This window comes from Pseudomonas sp. AL10, from assembly GCF_029960685.1.
Lineage (GTDB): Bacteria > Pseudomonadota > Gammaproteobacteria > Pseudomonadales > Pseudomonadaceae > Aquipseudomonas > Aquipseudomonas lactis.
Genome location: NZ_JASBQZ010000001.1, coordinates 293,543 through 311,538, shown reverse-complemented (window position 1 = coordinate 311,538; position 17,996 = coordinate 293,543). Strand labels below are relative to the sequence as shown.

12 protein-coding genes are annotated in these 17,996 nt (G+C 59.1%); 2 read left to right on the top strand and 10 right to left on the bottom strand.

Translation table 11 applies throughout. From position 1 onward, the window contains the following. The first annotated feature begins 179 nt into the window (after positions 1–179). Both QK296_RS01480 and QK296_RS01475 read left to right on the top strand, forming a co-directional pair. Complete coding sequence (locus QK296_RS01480) at positions 180–455, top strand: HU family DNA-binding protein (protein ID WP_003195589.1); 276 nt, start codon at positions 180–182, stop codon at positions 453–455. Positions 456–729: 274 nt separating this feature from the next. Next, entirely contained in the window at positions 730–1,824 is a 1,095-nt protein-coding gene (locus QK296_RS01475; RefSeq protein ID WP_014720506.1) for a type III secretion effector protein, read from the top strand. A gap of 222 nt (positions 1,825–2,046) precedes the next feature. Here the strand turns inward: QK296_RS01475 and QK296_RS01470 are convergent, their stop codons facing one another. The 10 genes from QK296_RS01470 to tssC all read right to left on the bottom strand — a co-directional run bounded on the left by QK296_RS01470 (position 2,047) and on the right by tssC (position 17,994). Continuing rightward, positions 2,047–2,808 carry a pentapeptide repeat-containing protein gene (locus QK296_RS01470; RefSeq protein ID WP_169855613.1) on the bottom strand — a complete coding sequence of 254 codons (762 nt, stop codon included), beginning with the start codon at positions 2,806–2,808 and terminating at the stop codon, positions 2,047–2,049. After that, the gene (locus tag QK296_RS01465) at positions 2,805–7,187 is read right to left on the bottom strand and encodes an RHS repeat-associated core domain-containing protein (RefSeq protein WP_282390525.1); all 4,383 of its coding nucleotides are present in this window, start codon (positions 7,185–7,187) and stop codon (positions 2,805–2,807) included. Before QK296_RS01465 ends, QK296_RS01470 begins: the two co-directional genes overlap by 4 nt. A 14-nt stretch (positions 7,188–7,201) precedes the next feature. Beyond that, entirely contained in the window at positions 7,202–7,636 is a 435-nt protein-coding gene (locus tag QK296_RS01460; RefSeq protein ID WP_282390524.1) for a DcrB-related protein, read from the bottom strand. Positions 7,637–7,651: 15 nt separating this feature from the next. After that, positions 7,652–9,598 (bottom strand): type VI secretion system Vgr family protein, encoded by a 1,947-nt coding sequence (locus QK296_RS01455; RefSeq protein ID WP_282390523.1) that lies wholly within the window; start codon positions 9,596–9,598, stop codon positions 7,652–7,654. Between the two features lie 157 nt (positions 9,599–9,755). Next, positions 9,756–12,410, bottom strand: coding sequence for a type VI secretion system ATPase TssH (gene tssH / locus QK296_RS01450; protein ID WP_212613636.1), 2,655 nt, complete (start codon positions 12,408–12,410; stop codon positions 9,756–9,758). Then, positions 12,403–13,446 (bottom strand): type VI secretion system baseplate subunit TssG, encoded by a 1,044-nt coding sequence (tssG, locus tag QK296_RS01445; protein ID WP_003195566.1) that lies wholly within the window; start codon positions 13,444–13,446, stop codon positions 12,403–12,405. The genes tssH and tssG overlap by 8 nt, the downstream gene beginning before the upstream one ends. Then, positions 13,410–15,269 carry a type VI secretion system baseplate subunit TssF gene (gene tssF, locus QK296_RS01440; protein WP_282390522.1) on the bottom strand — a complete coding sequence of 620 codons (1,860 nt, stop codon included), beginning with the start codon at positions 15,267–15,269 and terminating at the stop codon, positions 13,410–13,412. The genes tssG and tssF overlap by 37 nt, the downstream gene beginning before the upstream one ends. Then, on the bottom strand, positions 15,266–15,781 hold the full coding sequence (tssE, locus tag QK296_RS01435; protein WP_282390521.1) for a type VI secretion system baseplate subunit TssE: 516 nt from the start codon (positions 15,779–15,781) through the stop codon (positions 15,266–15,268). Before tssE ends, tssF begins: the two co-directional genes overlap by 4 nt. Positions 15,782–15,853: 72 nt before the next feature. Further along, positions 15,854–16,342, bottom strand: a complete 489-nt coding sequence (locus QK296_RS01430) for a type VI secretion system tube protein Hcp (protein WP_003195562.1) — start codon at positions 16,340–16,342, stop codon at positions 15,854–15,856. A gap of 155 nt (positions 16,343–16,497) precedes the next feature. Further along, a complete protein-coding gene (tssC, locus tag QK296_RS01425) occupies positions 16,498–17,994 on the bottom strand; it encodes a type VI secretion system contractile sheath large subunit (protein WP_003195559.1) in 1,497 nt (498 codons plus the stop codon). Positions 17,995–17,996 lie beyond the last annotated feature (2 nt).

Sequence of the window (17,996 nt, the reverse complement as noted above, 5' to 3'; positions counted from 1 at the left end):
TCTGTCGCAAACATCACGTTCATACCCGGAGAAAGGCCGCCGCGAGACTGGCGCGGCGCCCGAGGGCATGCCATCCTCACTCCCGTCTGCCGCAGAGTAGAGCCTGCGGCGCCTTGGCGCTGCTCCACCAGAGAGCAGCACGGACATAACAACAAAAAACCGTCAAAGAGGCTTCACATATGCGTAAACCAGATCTCGCAGCCGCCATCGCTGAAAAAGCCGATCTCACCAAAGAACAGGCCAACCGCGTCCTCAACGCCGTCCTTGAAGAAATCACCGGCGCCCTGCACCGCAAGGACAGCGTCACCCTGGTCGGCTTCGGCACCTTCCTGCAACGCCACCGCGGCGCCCGCACCGGCAAAAACCCGCAAACCGGTGAGCCAGTGAAGATCAAGGCCAGCAACACCGTCGCTTTCAAGCCAGGCAAGTCGCTCAAAGACAGCGTCAACCCGTAAGTTAAGCGGTACCGTCTCGAAGGGAGGCGGGGCGGTAAAGAAAATGGGCACGCCGACTGGGTCGGGTGCCCATTTTTATTGTGCGAGAGAAGCATTTTTGCCACCACAACAGACGTTGCCTCTTGCGTAGATATAAGTGAGTACAGTAGCCATTGATCGAATCGATGTTATAGAGTTTCTATATTGACTCAGTGTGGAACTACATCCAAACGACAGGACACATATAGCGCGAGACTGCAGGGAGCGCTCTCTAAACTCATTTAGAGGTGTATATATGAAAGTTCTTGATCTGCCTTTTGTTCCACCTGTCCAATTACCCCACGAGAAAAAAGTAGAAGCGAAGGCTCCGTCGGCGTCGGGTGCTGCCGGAGCAGCCACCGCTAACGTTGAGGGCGTTTCGAGTGGCGCGGACGAGCAGGTATTTAAATGCATAGCAGCGACCCCGGAGGAGATCGCTGCTAAAAAAAGGCAAATGGGTGCTGCGATTGCTAATAATTTGGGACCCGATCAATTAGACCTTCCTGCCCCCGAAGATCTTAAATTCAAACCTGGCGCTCCAGGCAAACCTCACACTCCAGGCAAACCTAGAACTGGCGGAACTAATGGTGGATCTTCCCCTGCCGTGTCCACACCTAAGCCAACTGTGAAGCCTAAGCCAACGGTAACGCCTAAGCCAACTGTGAAGCCTAAGCCAATCACACCTACTCCAACAAAACCAACGGCTGTGCCGAACACTCCGAGTGGTGTAGTGAGCACCGCGCAAAACATTGTGAGTCAGCCACAGAACTTGCCGCCGGCCCCTCCATCAGTAGCGGCCAGTGTGCGTAATGCTTTTATAACGGCCAGTGCAAACAACATAATCAGCAGCCCCTTCACTGTCGGCCAGCAATTCACGTCTAACTACTTCCAGAATAAATTTACAGCGCAAAGTCAGATGCCAGGAGCGCCAGTACAGAATGCAGATGGCACGATTGGAACCGTAGACCCTGCCGCGACGAAAGAGCAAAAAATGGAGGCTCGCCTCACCGGTGCTGAAATAAAAAATGAGGCAACGGCCAACCTGTTTATTTTTCTCAACTTAGGAGCAGAAGCAAATGCGGTGCAGCCGAGCGATCAAGCGCCTAAGGACACAGATGGGCGCCTGAAGAACCTTGAGGCGTCGATGGATGCAATCGAAGAGCAAATGCCGGAGCTCGCTAAACGTTTCAAACTTCTTTACGAACCGTACGAAGCGGCCGAATCATCAGTGGCGCCGACTGAAGAATCTCGTATGGACAATATTGAAAAACGTCAGGAACACATAAATGAAATGATCAATTTATTGAAGATTGTTCAGAATCAGAGATCGCAGAAAACACCAGGCGTGTAAGGGAGATATAGTGTTTATTTAACAAGTGGGCAGGCAATGCGACGAGCGTTATTGGCTTAAATAACGTTGTCTCTTTTTATGGGCAAGAGCACCAATGAAGGTGACAGGTTTATCTGACTTTTGTGTCGACTTTGATCTGAGTGATCTGCCCATTTTTAGCGTCCTGTCATTAATTTTGGCTCCGATCATCAGAACTTTTAATTCAGGATTGCCCCTCTGTTTTTAAGTGCCCTGAAGAAACTCGATAAATTGTTTGGTGAATTCCGGCCCTTCGTACTCTTCAAGATTCTTGATATTGAAGAGTGCGCCTCGTTGCGTTGTGAGCTTTTGCAGACGGCGTTTCAATAACTTATTGATCGGGTTTTCTGGCTCAGAGATAATCAATGCGAGCGCTTTGCGGGCGCGAACAGACACGTCTTTGAAAAAAATGTGCTGGGGATCTGCAGGAGGAATGATCTGCTCAAGATCACAGTCTGTAAACGTTACCCAATCCAGTTTGCACAATTCAAAATCAACAAGAAGGGGGGTGTTGGGCGGTTCGGATATGAAACTTACCTCTTGTAATTTTCCCGAAAACTTGAGGTTTTTTATTTTGCTGGCATTGAACGAGTTGTCAATGATCTTGCACTGGGTAAATATGCAGTTGCTGAATTCGCAATCTTTCAAAGACGCTTCTCGAAAGTTGCACTTTATGAAAGTGCAGTTCTCGAATTTGCTGTTGCTGAAGCCTGAAGCCTGAAAGTCAACCGTCTTGAAGTGACAATGGGCTAATAAGGTCTTATTGAAAAATCTTGAACCGGAAAAATCACTTTTCTCAAAGCTGCAGCTTTCCAATATACACTGATCGAAAATCGGATCGGAGAGCTTCGCATCTTTTAATTTACAATCGATAACACGTTCTTTTTCAAAACGCGTTTTTTTAGGTAACACAAGCCCGTCTTGCTGTATGCCTGACAGTACGAATGATGGCATTTTGTCATTCACCATAATATTCCTTCATAACCATTGCCCCAGTCCCCATAACGCCGCTGATGCGTGCCTCTTTTCCAATCAGCCTTAGTCGTGAGGTCCCACCAGGTTTTAGTTTTAGTTTCATACACATCGGGAAGACGCTGCCCTGATTTCGATACCTCCAGGTGTCCCAATGATGGATCATTTTTTACTCTGGTTTTGAAGTTTGCATCAATTCTCTGCCCTACATACCTGCGATAGCGAGAACGTGCTTGTCCGAGATCGCCTCTATCATAGGCTCGTTTCACCGCTGCTCTTTGCCTCGGGGTCAATGACCTTTGGGGGTTACTGTAGACAGCCTTCTTCGCTGCATTGGCATGCGCTTGAAGCTTAGCAGTGGTTGAGCCGCAAGGTGCCCATCCCAACGGATCGATCCATCCCGAGGGGTTAGGAGAATACTGATAAAGGTTAAAACCTCCTGCTAGCCCGACAGGGTCCGGCGTTGTAAAACGCCCCACGTCGGGATCATAAAACCGGAATGTATTAAAATGCAGCCCCGTCTCCCGATCCAGATACTGCCCTTGGAATCGTAGATTTTGCTCTTCAATGTAATGTGGCTCCCGCACCTCTTCCAAGGTATTGCCCCACACCTGATAAGTCGCACGCCAGGTAATTTGCCCATCGGCCTCGGTCAGTCGCTCCGGCAGTCCGTTAAGATCATTGTGGTAGTAGCGGGTTTTTTGCAGTGGGCCGATGCCGTCAATCCTGGCCAGGGGCACGTAGCTTTCACCATCGTATAGATACAGACTGGTCTGGCTGTGTTTGAACTCCTGCAACAGACGTAAACCATCCCAGGTGAAACTCGTCTGGCCCAACGGGCGACCATTGTAATCATGCTCGGTTTTTTCGATCCGCCGCCCTAGGGGGTCATAGGTCATCCTGACCACGTGGCCGCTCTCATTTCGCACTTCAACCAGCCGGCTTTCCGCATCGTAGGCAAAGCGCTGCAAGCCACGAGCAGAGCTGCGTTTTTCGATCATTCTTCCTAAAGCATCATAGGCATACCGTATGTCTTGATAGACGAGCAGGCGATTATGTCGTATGAGACCACCTTGATTTGGGCGGTCCAGCAGATTGGCCGCAGCGTCATAGGCGTATGTTTCGGTCCGGCCAACTTGGTGGCTTAAAAGGATTCGGTCGGTGCTGTCGTAACCCAGATGTTCTTGATGATCATGTTGGTGGTTTATACGACGTCGCCCGATCAGGTTGTCACTGGGGTCGAAGCTATAGTCCGTCTCGACCAGGGGAGGCAACTGCCAAGGCTGGTCAATGCTGCGACGCTGTCGTGAGCGAACCCTGCCACTTCGGTCGTATGCGGTACTCGTTTTGAGTTGGCCCTGGGTACGCTGTACTTCGCGATGCAAGCGATCACGCTCAAAGTCGCTGATGACTTTTCCATCGATGTTCAACTGATGCAGGTGGCCGCTACCGTAGTACAGCCTGTTCAACCATCGACCGTCGGGCAAGCCGGTTTGAACCAGGTTTCCCAGCTCGTCGTAACGATGCTGCACAGACCCTGCCGAGCTTTGCTCCTCAAGCAGTTGCCCCAGCGCGTCATAGCTGAAACCGAGTAGCTGCTGGCGGCCATCAAGGGCGGTGAAGGTGACACCGACCAACTGGTCGTTCAGGTCGTGTTCATAGACCGTGGTGCCGTCCGCGGTGGTTTTACTGACCAGGCGGCCAACAGGATCGCGCTGAAACTGGTGCGACAACGGCGCTACCGGCTCGCCCTCTGTTCCCGGTAGATAGTCCACGGCAACAATATCGTCCAGTGAATCGTAGGTGTAGCAGCGTCGGCTTTGATCCAGATCCTGCTGCTGCACCATGCGGTCGGCTGCGTCCCACTCAAAGCGATAGCTCTCGCCATTCTCGTTGGTCAGCTTGCGGAGTCGTCCGTAGGCATCATGATCGAACATCACCGAACGGTTATGCGCATCCCGGCGTTGTTTGACCAAGCCACGAACGTCATAGTCATAGCGTGTGGTGCTGCCGGCAGGGTCAACGTGGGCAGTCAGATAACCATTTGCGCTGCGCTGGAACAGTTCGACGCGGCCATCTGGAAGCTGGCATTCCAGTAGTAGCCCCTGAGGACCGTACCGATAGCGCACCGATTCACCCTCGGCATTGGTCTGCACCACCAAATTGCCGAAGGCGTCGTACTGATAGCGAGTGGGATAACCCGAGCAGTCCACTTCTTCGACCAGTTGGCTCCATTCGTTCCAATGCAATGTTCTGGTTTTTTCGGTCGCATCGATGATGCGTACCGGCTGGCCGAAACCGTCATAGACATAGCGCGTACGGTTGCCCAGGGGGTTGATTTCCTCGATGCAGTTACCACGCTGGTCGTAGCGATAATGCCAGCTGTGGCCCGCAGTATCGGTTTCCACCTCGGGCAATGCCCAATGCGCCAGCCACTGCGTGCTGCTGGTTCTGGACAGTGGATCGATGACAGCGCTCAGGTTGCCGCACGCGTCATAGTTGAAACGCCACTGGCCGTTTTGCGGGTCAATCGCACCGAGCAGTTGGCGATCTTCGCTCCACTCAAACTGCCACGTATGGCCGAGGTTATCGATGTAGCGAGTGATCTGGTACTGCGGGTTCCAATGCCGTGTGCTGATCCGCATCAGCCCGTCGGTCACACGGGTAATGCCGGCATCGAGGTCGTATTCGAAGCTGTATTCATCGCCCGCATCTGTCCAGTGCCGACTGACGCGCCATTCCTGGCCGTCTGGTCCAGGTACTTGAGCCCATTGGTAGAAGCAGCGCATGCCACTCGGCAATCGGTGCACGGTCATGCGCCTGCCGCTGTCGTAGGCAAAGCTGCGAAGGGTCGTGCCCTGGGCGTCCAAGACTTCGGCAAGATCGCCGTTGCTGTCATAGCGATAGCTGACGAGCACGTCGCAGCGCCCATCGAAATGGTCTTGGCGCAGGTAACGGCGTTCGATATGGCTTACACGCCCAGGATGCTCTGCGGTGTAGCTTAGGTCGACGTGCATCAAGTCATGGGTGTCGCGCAGGCGGCACAGCCGTCCTTGGGCATCGTAATCAAGGAAGATCCGCCCTTCATTGCGATCACCTAGCAGTTGCAGACGCATTCGAGAGTGGTTCTGCGGGTCGAGTTCGAACAGCCGATACAGGCCGTCGGTACTCTCGATCAAGACCGCTGCGTCACCACTGCGCCTGACCGCAAGACCTTCGACTGGGTCGAATGCTCCGCCGGACGCAGGGATGTAACCGATCTCCAAGCGCCTTCCCTGTTCATCGATATAAAACAAGTTTTCGTCTTTATCGATCTCGACCGATACCTCATAGGCAACGCTCCAGCCCGCCCCAAAGAGACCGTCGGTCCGTGCGTCGAGGCTGCTGTAGAAACGCTGCCAATCGATGGGAAACAGCCCAGGAAGCACGAAATCCAGTTCATCCTCATCACCTAGAATCTTAGCGCCGGTCGCACTGTGCACGGGGTTGGGGGAGCCGTTCATGGCGCTCTTGAGCGCAGAGGTTATTTTGCTGGTGCCATAGGAGACTCCAGCCCCTACCACCACACTGCCGAACAGGCAGGGCAGTTTGCTCCAAAAGCACTTCACATTGCCGCGTAGCATCAACAAGGCAGTAATCGCCAGCCCCACCCCCGGCGTTTTCCCGCTACGAATCTCCTGCACCACAATGGTCTCACCACCAATGCGCACATCCGGCGAAATCAGGCCCTCAGCCGTCCCAATCTTGGCGTCACAGGTACTGCGATCACCGCTGCGTGCCGCAGGCTGCCCGTTGATGAACACCGAGCTGGAACCTTCGGCAATAAACTGCAGGGGCATGGGCGGATGCTTGTTGCACGCCACGGTGTCCAGCGGGCACGGCTCGGTGCCGGGGGCGGGCGAGGCGACGGTCGGGCGCCACATCTGCGAGAAAAACTCCCCGGCCATATCCAGGAAGCTCGGCGCTGCCGGCTCGCTGGGCGCGACCGGTACAGCCGTCATCTTGCCTGCGGCGCGGGCGGCCTTTTTGCCATTGATGAACACGTTGTGCGAACCGCTGGTGATGAAGGCATCGATCACCGGCGGGAACACCCAGTTGGCGGCGGACTCGCACCAACTGGATATCTTCAGGTCCGCCCCCGTGAGGCCCGCGGTAATGCCGACGACCGCGCCCACCACCAACACCAGGGCCACACCGCCGGTGGCGATGGTCGCACCGGTCGCGAGGAAAACCGCCCCGGCTACGGCCAGGCAGCCCACGGTAGTGATCGCCGCGTAGGCGGCCACTTCCAGTACACCACCGAGAATGTCGGCCATGACCGAGGTGTGCAGCAGTGCGTCGCCTTCGCGGGCGGCCCAAAGATCCTCACTCATTGCTCAAGCTCGACTCAAGGCGTGGCGAGAAAGTTGAGTGTGCTTTTCAGCGTTGCCCAGTGCGCCGCCTCGGCCGGGCCCAGGGGCTGGGCCTTGACGTAACTGAGGGCGACCAAGCGACGCGTGCCCGGTATCTGCATGGCCAGCTGATATTGGTAAATGTTGTCGCTGCCTTTGCTGAAGTGGTTCTGCACTTCAAACGCGTCGATGTCCTGCGCCGGGCCGACCTTGACCGCTTGCGCCGGGGAATAGCGAAGGTCCTGGACCTGCTGTTCGAGTTTTTTCAGCTGGCCTTCGAAATTGCTTTGCAGGCTCTCGCCATCGGCCAAGGGGCTGCGGCTCACCACCAGGGTGGTGCCCAGCTTGGCGAACTTGAGGATATTGATCGAGGTGTCCTGTACCTCGGCATCGGGTAGGGTGAATTGGGCTTCGTTGATCAGGTAGTTCATGGTGGCGAAATCTCGTTATTGACCAGCACCGGGCTTACCGGGAAATTTTGATTCGACGGCGGACTTGATCGTGCTTTGCACGCCTTGGGCACCGGGCGATGTGCCCTTTTCACTGCCCAGGTTGATGTCCAATTTTCCCTTTGTCTGGATCTTGCTGCTGCCGGTGGAAAACAGGTTGAACGAGCCACAGGTCAGGTTGATGTCGCCGCCAGCCTTGAGCTCAATCACGCTGTCGCCGCACACCAGGCGAATACTCTCGCCGGCCTCGATGGTGTAACTCGTGGCGGCGCTGTCGGACTTGGCTGCGCCCACGATCACCGTGTCGTTATTGCGCACAACCCGCAGACGGTTGCTGCCGATGGTCACCGTCTCGTTATGGCCAATGCTTTTATTGCGGTCATGCCCCACCGAGTGGCTTTCATCCACCTCCACGACGATGTCCTGGTTACGCTCAGCATGGATGTACAACTGCTCCAGCCCCTTCTTGTCTTCCATGCGGATTTCATTGAAGTTGGCCGGTGTGCCGCCTTTGCTGGAGCGACTTTTCATGCCGCTCTGGGTGGCGTTTTCCGGTAGGTCGTAAGGCACCGTCTGCTCGGCGTTGTAGACGCGGCCGGTGATGATCGGTCGGTCCGGGTCGCCTTCAAGGAAGCTGACAATCACTTCCTGGCCGATGCGTGGAATCTGCATCGAACCCCAGTTCTTGCCGGCCCAGGATTGCGACACACGAATCCAGCACGAGCTGTTCTCGTTGGATTGGTCGTGGCGGTCCCAGTAGAAGTGCACCTTCACGCGGCCGTACTGGTCGGTCCAGATTTCCTCGCCCTTGGGGCCTACCACCAACGCGGTCTGCGGGCCTTTGACGATGGGGCGGTGCGTGTTGGCCAGCGGGCGGAAACTCTGTTGGGCGTCGATGCAGGTCAGGCTGCTTTCGAACTGCGCCGAGCCTGAGCCGCCACCGCTTTCCAGGCTTTCCTGCACGATGAAGTAACGGCAACCGACGATCAGGTATTCGCGGTTCTGGTCCTGGCGGCTGAAGCCGGTGAGGCTGAACAGATGGCCCGAGCCCAGGCCGCGCGCGTTGCCGCTGAACTCGATCTGTTCATGCAGGGTTTGCAGGGCTTCGATGCGGGTGCGCGCATAGTGTTCGCCGTCGGCGCTTTGCACGTAGGTGCCGGGGTAGTCGTACAGCGGGTAATCGCCGGCGGTGTGCGGGCGCGGCATGGCCGAGCGCACGTCGATGCTCGCGCTGGGGCGCTGGAAGTCGTAGTCGTTCAGCTCCAGTGAGCCTGGCTGCACCTCCTGCGCCAGGTGCCAGTTGTGCATATGGTCGCGTTCGCGCTGCTGCTCGTCCTTGGGGTAGTAGGGGATCGACGCATAGCCAGGCACGTTGGTGTGAGCGCCATAGGCGTCGGCCAGCACCAGCACATGGCGATCCTGTTCATGGCGGAAGAAGTAGTAGATGCCTTCCTGTTCCATCAACCGGCTGACGAAATCGAAGCTGGTCTCGCGGTACTGCACGCAGTATTCCCACTCGCGATATGGCCGGCTGAGGGCGTCTTCGAAGTCGGAAAAACCCAGGTCGCGGAACACCTGCTTGATAATCTGCGGGATGCTCAGGTTCTGGAAGATACGGCAATCGGAGGTACGGCTGAGCAACCACAACCAGGGGCGCAGGGTGGCCTGATAACTGGCGAACTGGCCCTGGTCGATGTTCTGGCTGCAGCGCGCGACGATGCCATGAAAGTACCGTTCGCCACCGTCGGCCAGTTGCAGGCCCACGCTCATCGGTTTGCCCAGCAACTGGTTGAGGTCGATGTTGGCGTCCAGGGACGTCAGTTGCAGCTCATAGTTGAACAGCCGGCCCAGCTCTTCACCGCCGCCCATTTCGTTGAGCAGCAGCACATCCGGCCCGAGGGGGCTGGTGATCTTGGCCAGGCGTGAGGCTTGGTTGAATAGCATCGGTAGTCCCGTAAATACCTTAATAACTGAAGAAACCGAATCCAGTGTGGGAGCTGGCTTGCCTGCGATGGCAGTGGTTCAGTCAACATTGATGTTGAATGTCAGACCGCTATCGCAGGCAAGCCAGCTCCCACAGTTTTGACCGTGTTTCTTCAGGTCAATCGTTGAACTGGTAGTGCAGTTCATTATCCCGACTGCTGATCCGCACCCCCGCCAACGCCTTGCCTTCCAACATGCGCGTGAGGAACTCGCGGCTCATGTCCGGCAGCAGGCTGTTGGTGAGGATGGTGTCGATCATGCGCCCGCCGCTTTCAGTCTCGGTGCAGCGCGAGACGATCAGGTCGACCACGGCGTCGTCATACTCGAACGCGACTTTGTGGGTATTCTCCACGCGCTTCTTGATGCGGTTCAGTTGCAGGCGGGTGATCGCCTTGAGCATCTCGTCGCTCAGCGGGTAGTACGGGATGGTCACCAGTCTACCGAGCAAGGCCGGTGGGAAAATCTCCAGCAGCGGCTGGCGCAGGGCCTTGGCGATTTCCTCGGGCTCGGGGATGTTCGCCGGATCTTTGCAGACGTGGGAGATCAGCTCGGTACCGGCATTGGTGGTCAGCAGGATCAGGGTGTTCTTGAAGTCGATCACCCGGCCTTCGCCGTCTTCCATCACGCCCTTGTCGAACACCTGGAAGAAAATCTCGTGCACGTCCGGGTGGGCTTTCTCCACCTCATCGAGCAGCACCACGCTGTAGGGCTTGCGCCGCACCGCTTCGGTCAGCACACCGCCTTCGCCGTAGCCGATATAGCCCGGTGGCGCGCCTTTGAGTGTGGACACGGTGTGGGCTTCCTGGAACTCGCTCATGTTGATGGTGATGACGTTCTGCTCACCGCCGTACATGGCTTCGGCCAGGGCCAGGGCGGTTTCGGTCTTGCCCACACCCGAGGTGCCGGCCAGCATGAATACGCCAATCGGCTTGCTTGGGTTGTCGAGGCCGGCGCGGGAGGTCTGGATGCGCTTGGCGATCATCTGCAGGGCATGGTCCTGGCCGATGATGCGTTTCTTCAAGTGTTGGTCGAGGTTGAGCACAGTCTCCAGTTCGTTGCGCGCCATGCGGCCCACCGGGATGCCGGTCCAGTCGGCGACCACCGAGGCCACGGCCTGGTAATCCACGGTCGGCAGGATCAACGGGGTTTCGCCTTGCAGGGTGGTAAGGCGTTGTTGCAGGTCGACCAGTTGTGCACGCAACGCATCGTTGCCGCTGTCCACCACACCGGCTTTTTCGCGCAAGGTGGCACGGGTAGCCAGCAACTCATCTACCAAGGCTTTTTCTTCAGCCCAACGGCTTTCCAGCGTGGCCAGACGCTCACGCTCGGCGGTCAGCAGCGCTTCGCTATTGGTTTGACGCGCACCAATGGCAATGCCGATCGCATGCTCACGGGCGATGATTTGCAGCTCGGTTTCCAGGGCCTCGATACGGCGACGGCTGTCGTCCACTTCCGCCGGCACAGCGTGCAGGCTGATGGCGACGCGGGCGCAGGCGGTGTCGAGCAGGCTCACGGATTTGTCCGGCAACTGGCGCGCCGGAATATAGCGGTGGGAGAGCTTCACCGAGGCTTCCAGAGCTTCATCGAGGATCTGCACCTGGTGGTGTTTTTCCATGGTGGACGCCACGCCGCGCATCATCAGCAGGGCCTTGTCTTCCGACGGTTCGGCAACCTGCACCACCTGGAAGCGGCGGGTCAGGGCCGGGTCTTTCTCGATGTGTTTTTTGTACTCGGCCCAAGTGGTGGCAGCCACGGTACGCAAGGTGCCACGGGCCAGGGCAGGCTTGAGCAGGTTGGCCGCGTCACCGGTGCCGGCGGCGCCACCGGCACCCACCAGGGTATGGGCTTCGTCGATAAACAGGATGATCGGCTTGGGCGAGGCCTGCACGTCTTCGATGACCTGGCGCAGGCGCTGTTCGAACTCGCCTTTCATGCTGGCGCCGGCTTGCAGCAAGCCCACGTCGAGGCTGCGCAGTTCCACGTCTTTCAAGGCGGGCGGCACGTCACCGGCGACGATGCGCAGGGCGAAACCTTCGACCACGGCGGTCTTGCCCACCCCGGCTTCACCGGTGAGGATCGGGTTGTTCTGGCGCCGACGCATGAGGATGTCCACCAGTTGGCGGATCTCCTCGTCACGGCCCACGATTGGGTCGAGCTTGCCGCTGCGGGCCTGTTCGGTCAGGTCGACAGTGAAGCGCTTGAGCGCTTCCTGCTTGCCCATCGCGCTGGGCGCCATGGCGCCGCTGGCCTCGCCAGGGACACCGGCATTGAAGCCGTCGCTGGCGCTCAAGGCGTTTTCCGGCGAGTCACCGATGTATTCATCAAAGCGCTCGCTCAAGGCCTCGGCCTTGATCTTGTCGAACTCGCCGGACAAGCCCAGCAGCGCATGGCGCAGGCTCGGTGTCTTCAAGATGCCCAGCACCAGATAACCGGTGCGCACCTGGCTTTCGCCGAACATCAGGCTGCCATACACCCAGCCGCGCTCTACGGCCTCTTCCACATGGGAGGACAGGTCGGTGATCGATGTGGAGCCGCGCGGCAGGCGGTCCAGGGCTTCGGTGAGGTCGCGGGCCAGGCGCGCCGGCTCCACGTTGAACTGACGGATGATGCGGTGCAGGTCGGAGTCCTGCAGTTGCAGCAACTGGTGAAACCAGTGGGCCAGTTCCACATACGGATTGCCCCGCAACTTGCAGAACACGGTGGCGGCTTCGATGGCTTTGTAGGCCACGCTGTTGAGTTTGCCGAACAGTGCGGCGCGACTGATTTCACCCATGCTCTGGATTCCTTGAGGTGGTGGCGTGGTCGGCGTAATGCCGGGCCAGGATTAGGTCGTTGGCGTCATGCGCAGGTTGGCCGAGCCAGGTGTTGAAGCCCAGGCGGAACTGGCCGTTGAGTTGCAGCGCCGGAACTTCGGGTTGTTGCAAAACCAGATTCAAGTCCCAGTCCAATTCATGGCCCAGGTACTCGGCCACCCACGCCACCAGCTCGTTGAACGGCTGTTGGCCGGGCAGCATGCCCATGTAGTCATCCAGCGTGAGCGGGCCCAGGCGGATGCGGAATTTGTGCTGGCGGTCCCACACGTGGCTGCCCAGGCAGAAGTCCACGCCCAACTGGTTGGCGCTGACCCCCACGCGGCTGCGTTCGGGCAGTTCCAGCCATTGGCCCACGTATTCCTCGATCTCTACCGGCAGGCCGAAGTACTCGCTGAGGATCGCTTTCAAGCCATCCGGGTAGCGGGTTTGCGCCGACAGATGGCCGCTGTAATGCAGCTTCGCGGTATCGGGGATCAGCCCTTGATTGAGCAGGCTCGGCATCCCGCGGCCACTCAGGGCGGCGAGGCGGGCGGACCAGTAGTCATCGTCCGGGCGGTCATGGCTGACCGTTGGCCGCGCCTCGGCCCAGGCCCGATAGAACAGGGTCAGCAGACGATGGTGGAACACATCCAGGAACTGCTTGCTGGTGCTGTCGGCGTTGTTGCGCTGGCGCTCGCGCACGTACTCGGTGATGTGCAGCGGCAGCGGGCCGTTGGGGCCGCCGAGGCCGAAGAAGAACTGCTCCAACCGCGCCGGCTTGCCATCGCCTCCTGGCTCGACCGAGGCAAGGGTGGCGGGTGCGAAGGTGCAATCGGCCTGCTGCCCCAGGCGCAGCGGATCATCGGCCAGGCGCAGGGAATGGCCCAGGCGTGGCAGCTCGGGCGTTTCGCACTCGATGCGCCGCAATGCCTGGAAAAAGTCATATTCCCAGGGCTCCTGGTGCATCGCGTCCAGGGTTCTCACAGGGTCGGACGCCGTCCGGGCTTGGCTTTCCATCGCATGATCTCGCCGCGTTCGGTGGTACGGATCACCGTCTCGGTAAAGCTGTTGATCGACACGTAGCGTGCCAGGAAGCGCTCCAGCACGGCACCGAGCAGGAACACGCCGGTGCCGCGAAACGCGTTTTCATCGAACTCCAAGGTGATTTCCAGGCCGCGACCAAACACAATCGGGCCAGGCATCGGCAGGCGTCGGGTCACCGCCTTGCTGCTGACTTCGCGCAGACCTTCGATCTGCAATTGCAGGGCGGCGTCATTGCTGTCGCCGTACAGGCGCAGCAGTTCGCGCAAGGCGCCGGCGCCCTGGCCCTGTTCGCTCAAGGACAGGTAGTTGAGCGACAACTGGCTGATCAGGCGCCAGGCCTTGGCGTCATGCGCATGGCTGGCACGCGCGCGGCTTGGCCCGGCGACGCACCGCACGGCCAGCACCGGCGCACTATCGGCCAGGGTGAAGTCGGTCTTGCCGTTGCCCACGCTCATGAACAGCGGCAGGTCGCGGTTGGTACACAGCGCCGTCACGCCCAGTTGGCGCAGGTCATGGCGATACGGCGCCTGGCGGCTGTCCACCAAGCTGACGAAGGTTTCACTGCCCACATAAGTGGAGCGTGGGCCATTGCGGCGCTGATCGCTGGACAGCACCCGCGGCTCGCGGCGCACGCTGTAATAGGCCTGGTCGCGGCCATAGCGCGACGGATCGCGCACCGCATAGAACGGCAAGAACGGCTGCTCCGGCCCGGTGCCATGGCCGGTGATGCCGCTCAACGAGTGAATCTCGAAATCCATCGGCCGCGTACGGTCGGCGATCACGTGGTGTTCATTGACCCGGTCGGACAAGTGGATGCGGTCCACGCGCTTGGGGAACAGGTTGATGGCGGGCGTGCAGAACGGCAAGAACTGCGCCGCGCCGACACTGCCTTCCAGGCTCGGTTCGTGGCGGTCGAACAGCACGATCAGTTCCAGCTCCTGGCCGTCACACCGTTTGACTGCACGGCTCAACTCGGCGAACTCAACGAACAGGAAGCGATGGGGCAGGGCAAAGTATTCCTGCAACAGGCGATAGCCCTGGAACGCCCGCGCCACCACCGGCATGGCCGCATCGGCATCATCGAACCCCCGCGAGCGCAACGCGCCCTGGGGCAGGCGCTCGACCCAATCGCCACCGGGCTGGCGCGCAAACACCGCGCAGGCATTGCCCAGCAGTTGTTCGTAGAGGCGAAACGGTTGTTCATCGGCGCCGCTCAGGTACAGCGGCAAGGTGTCCAAATCGAGGCTGTTGAACGGCAGCTCGGCACCGGTGCGCAGGGTCAGGCGCAGGCCGGCCTTGGCTTTCGGTTCGCTGGCGGCCAGGCGGCCGAGCACGGCGGCGGGGTTGCCGAAGTACTCGGCGTTGCTGACCTGCAACGGCCACAGCGTCACCGGGTGCGCGGTGCGGTACTCGCAGCAGGTCTGGGTTTCACGGCCCAGGGCGGCACGCAGCACGGTGTCACGGGGTAGCGGGAAACCGCCGGCCAGGGAGCCTTCATCGGGGTCGGTCTGCAGTTGCACTACGGTCATCGACGGCGTCGGTGCCAGGTAATGCGGGTAGGCGATTTCCAGCAAGTTGTGGGTGAAGGTCGGGTACTCGGCGTCGAGCTTGAGCTGCACGCGGGCGGTGAGATAGGCGAAGCCTTCAAGCAAACGTTCGACGTATGGGTCGGCGCAGTCCATACCGGACAGGGTCAGCCGACTGGCGATCTTCGGGTATTCCTTGGCGAACTCGGCGGCGCTTTCGCGCACATGGTGCAGTTCCTGGTTGTACAGCTCCAGCAGGCGCGGGTTCATGGGTGTCTCCGCTGGTCGGCATTGAGCACGCGCACATGGCCGGACTCCAGGTCCACGTCGGTCTGCAACAGCAAACGCAACGGCACCGGCTGTGCCCACAGGTCGCCTTCAATCTCGAAACTCAGGGCATTGTGATTCATCTCGCCATGGCCCATGCGCGCCTTGACCCGCAATGTGTGGCGCAAAATACGCGGCTCGAAAGTGGCGATGGCCTGGTAAATCAAGGCTTCCAGGGCTTTGATATCAACGCTCGAAGCGCTGTTGCCCGCCAGTGCCGGCAGGCCGTAATTGACCACCGACGTACCGGCCGGGGTGTGCAGCGTGGCATCGGTATCGAGTAACGAGGTGGTGTTAAGCAACCACGCCAGGTCACGCAGCACCGAGGCCTTCAATTGGGTCAGGGACAGCACGCGTTTGTCGGCGCTTTCCTTGGGGTTGGTCGGGTCGTCGTCGGTCAACCGGTCCAACAGGGACGGTTGCAGACGGTCGCGGGAAGCGATTTCAGTTACCACCAAAGCAGCTCCACGGACGGGTTGCGAGAGGGACACAATGGCCGTGGCACCGGGCCACGGCCACAAGGGCTATCAGCGTTTGGTGTTGGAACGGATGTTCCAGCCGAACTTGATCGCGCCGCCGTCTTTGGTGCCGTCGGCTTTCTGCGGCTGGTAGTCGACCATCACTTGGGCGAAGTTCAGGGTGACGTTTTCGGTCAAGCGATCATCGCTGCCCGAACCGCCGGTGCTCAAGGAGGTGACCAGCACTTCTTCCAGGTTGATCACCATGTACTCGACCTGGCTCTCGCCACCAGCCTTGCGCACGGTCAGCTTGACCTTGTCGATGTGCTTGCCGCTGGCGCAGTGCATCATCAGGTTGGGCGAAGCCTTGTCGACGTATTTGGTCAGCGACAGGTCCTGGATATTCACCTTGCCCGCACCACCGCCACCGCCGACGTGCATGTTGCCGGACTGGGACATGCCCCAGCTCCAGTTCAACACATCGATTTCGTCCTTGTGGGCCTTGTCCATGGACTCGCCCTTGATGTCGCCGATCTTGATGAAAATATCAACAGCCATGTTTTCTCCCTGTGTGGCTCAGGCCACTTGATTGGGTGATCGTTCCCACGCTCTGCGTGGTAACGCATCCTGTGACGCTACGCGTCACCGGGACGCAGAGCGTCCCGGGCGGCATCCCCACGCGGAGCGTGGGAACGAGCTAGCTCAACCGTTACTTATGCGCTTTTTGCCGAAGGCAGTTTCGATACCAGGCGCAACGACACCGTCAGCCCTTCAAGCTGATAGTGCGGGCGCAGGTAGAACTTGGAGTTGTAATACCCCGGGTTGCCTTCGACTTCTTCCACGATCACTTCGGCGGCTGCCAGCGGGTGCTGGGCCTTGGTGGTTTCGGTGGAGTGTGCCGGGTCGCCGTCGACGTAGTTGAGGATCCAGTCCTGCAACCAGCGCTGCATTTCGTCCTTCTCTTTGAAGGAGCCGACCTTGTCGCGCACGATGCACTTCAAGTAGTGGGCGAAACGGCAGGTGGCGAACAGGTACGGCAGGCGCGCGGCCAGGTTGGCGTTGGCGGTGGCGTCCGGGTCGTCGTATTCGGCAGGTTTTTGCAGCGACTGGGCGCCAATGAACGCGGCGAAGTCGGTGTTTTTCTTGTGCAACAGCGGCATGAAACCGTTCTTCGCCAGTTCCGCTTCACGGCGGTCGCTGATGGCGATTTCGGTCGGGCACTTCATGTCCACGCCACCGTCATCGGTAGGGAACGTGTGGGCCGGCAGGTTTTCCACTTCACCGCCAGACTCGATGCCGCGGATGCGCGAGCACCAGCCGTAGTGCTTGAACGAACGGTTGATGTTCACCGCCATGGCGTAGGCGGCGTTGGCCCAGGTGTACTTGGAGCTGTCGGCGCCGTCGGTGTTTTCTTCGAAAGCGAAGGCTTCCACCGGGTCGGTTTTGGCGCCGTACGGCAGGCGTGCCAGGAAGCGCGGCATGGTCAGGCCGATGTAGCGCGAGTCTTCCGATTCACGCAGCGAGCGCCAGCCGGCGTATTCCGGGGTGGTGAAGATCTTGGTCAGGTCGCGTGGGTTCGACAGTTCCTGCCACGAGCCCATGCCCATCACGGTCGGCGAGGCCGCCGCGATGAACGGCGAGTGCATGGCGGCGCAGACTTTCGACAGTTCGCCCAGCAGTTCCACGTCGGGCGGCGACTGGTCGAAGTAGTAGTCACCCACCAGGCAGCCGTACGGTTCGCCACCGAACTGGCCGTATTCTTCTTCGTACATCTTCTTGAAGATCGGGCTCTGGTCCCACGCGGTGCCCTTGAATTTCTTCAGGGTCTTGTGCAGGTCTGGCTTGGAGATGTTGAGCACGCGAATCTTCAGTTGCTCATCGCTCTCGGTGTTGTTGACCAGGTAATGCAGGCCACGCCAGGCGCTTTCCAGTTGTTGGAAGTCCTGGTGGTGGATGATCTGGTTGACCTGGGCGGTGAGCTTGGCGTCGATGGCGGCGATGATCGATTCGATCGACTTGATCGCGTCGTTGGACACCAGGTCGGTTTGCGCCAGGGCCTGTTCGGCCAGGGTGCGCACCGCGGTTTCAACGGCTTCGCGGGCACGCTCGGTCTTGGGTTTGAATTCTTGCAGCAGCAGGTTCGCGAACTCGCTGGCTTCTTCGGTGGTACCCAGGATCTGGCTGCCTTCGCGGGCGGTATTGTCCGTCATGA

Bases quoted from the DNA above. Each gene is read 5' to 3' on its own strand.
- QK296_RS01480 (WP_003195589.1), top strand. From the start codon at position 180: ATGCGTAAACCAGATCTCGCAGCCGCCATCGCTGAAAAAGCCGATCTC.
- QK296_RS01475 (WP_014720506.1), top strand. From the start codon at position 730: ATGAAAGTTCTTGATCTGCCTTTTGTTCCACCTGTCCAATTACCCCAC.
- QK296_RS01465 (WP_282390525.1), bottom strand. From the start codon at position 7,187: ATGAGTGAGGATCTTTGGGCCGCCCGCGAAGGCGACGCACTGCTGCAC.
- QK296_RS01460 (WP_282390524.1), bottom strand. From the start codon at position 7,636: ATGAACTACCTGATCAACGAAGCCCAATTCACCCTACCCGATGCCGAG.
- QK296_RS01455 (WP_282390523.1), bottom strand. From the start codon at position 9,598: ATGCTATTCAACCAAGCCTCACGCCTGGCCAAGATCACCAGCCCCCTC.
- tssH (WP_212613636.1), bottom strand. From the start codon at position 12,410: ATGGGTGAAATCAGTCGCGCCGCACTGTTCGGCAAACTCAACAGCGTG.
- tssG (WP_003195566.1), bottom strand. From the start codon at position 13,446: ATGGAAAGCCAAGCCCGGACGGCGTCCGACCCTGTGAGAACCCTGGAC.
- tssF (WP_282390522.1), bottom strand. From the start codon at position 15,269: ATGAACCCGCGCCTGCTGGAGCTGTACAACCAGGAACTGCACCATGTG.
- QK296_RS01430 (WP_003195562.1), bottom strand. From the start codon at position 16,342: ATGGCTGTTGATATTTTCATCAAGATCGGCGACATCAAGGGCGAGTCC.
- tssC (WP_003195559.1), bottom strand. From the start codon at position 17,994: ATGACGGACAATACCGCCCGCGAAGGCAGCCAGATCCTGGGTACCACC.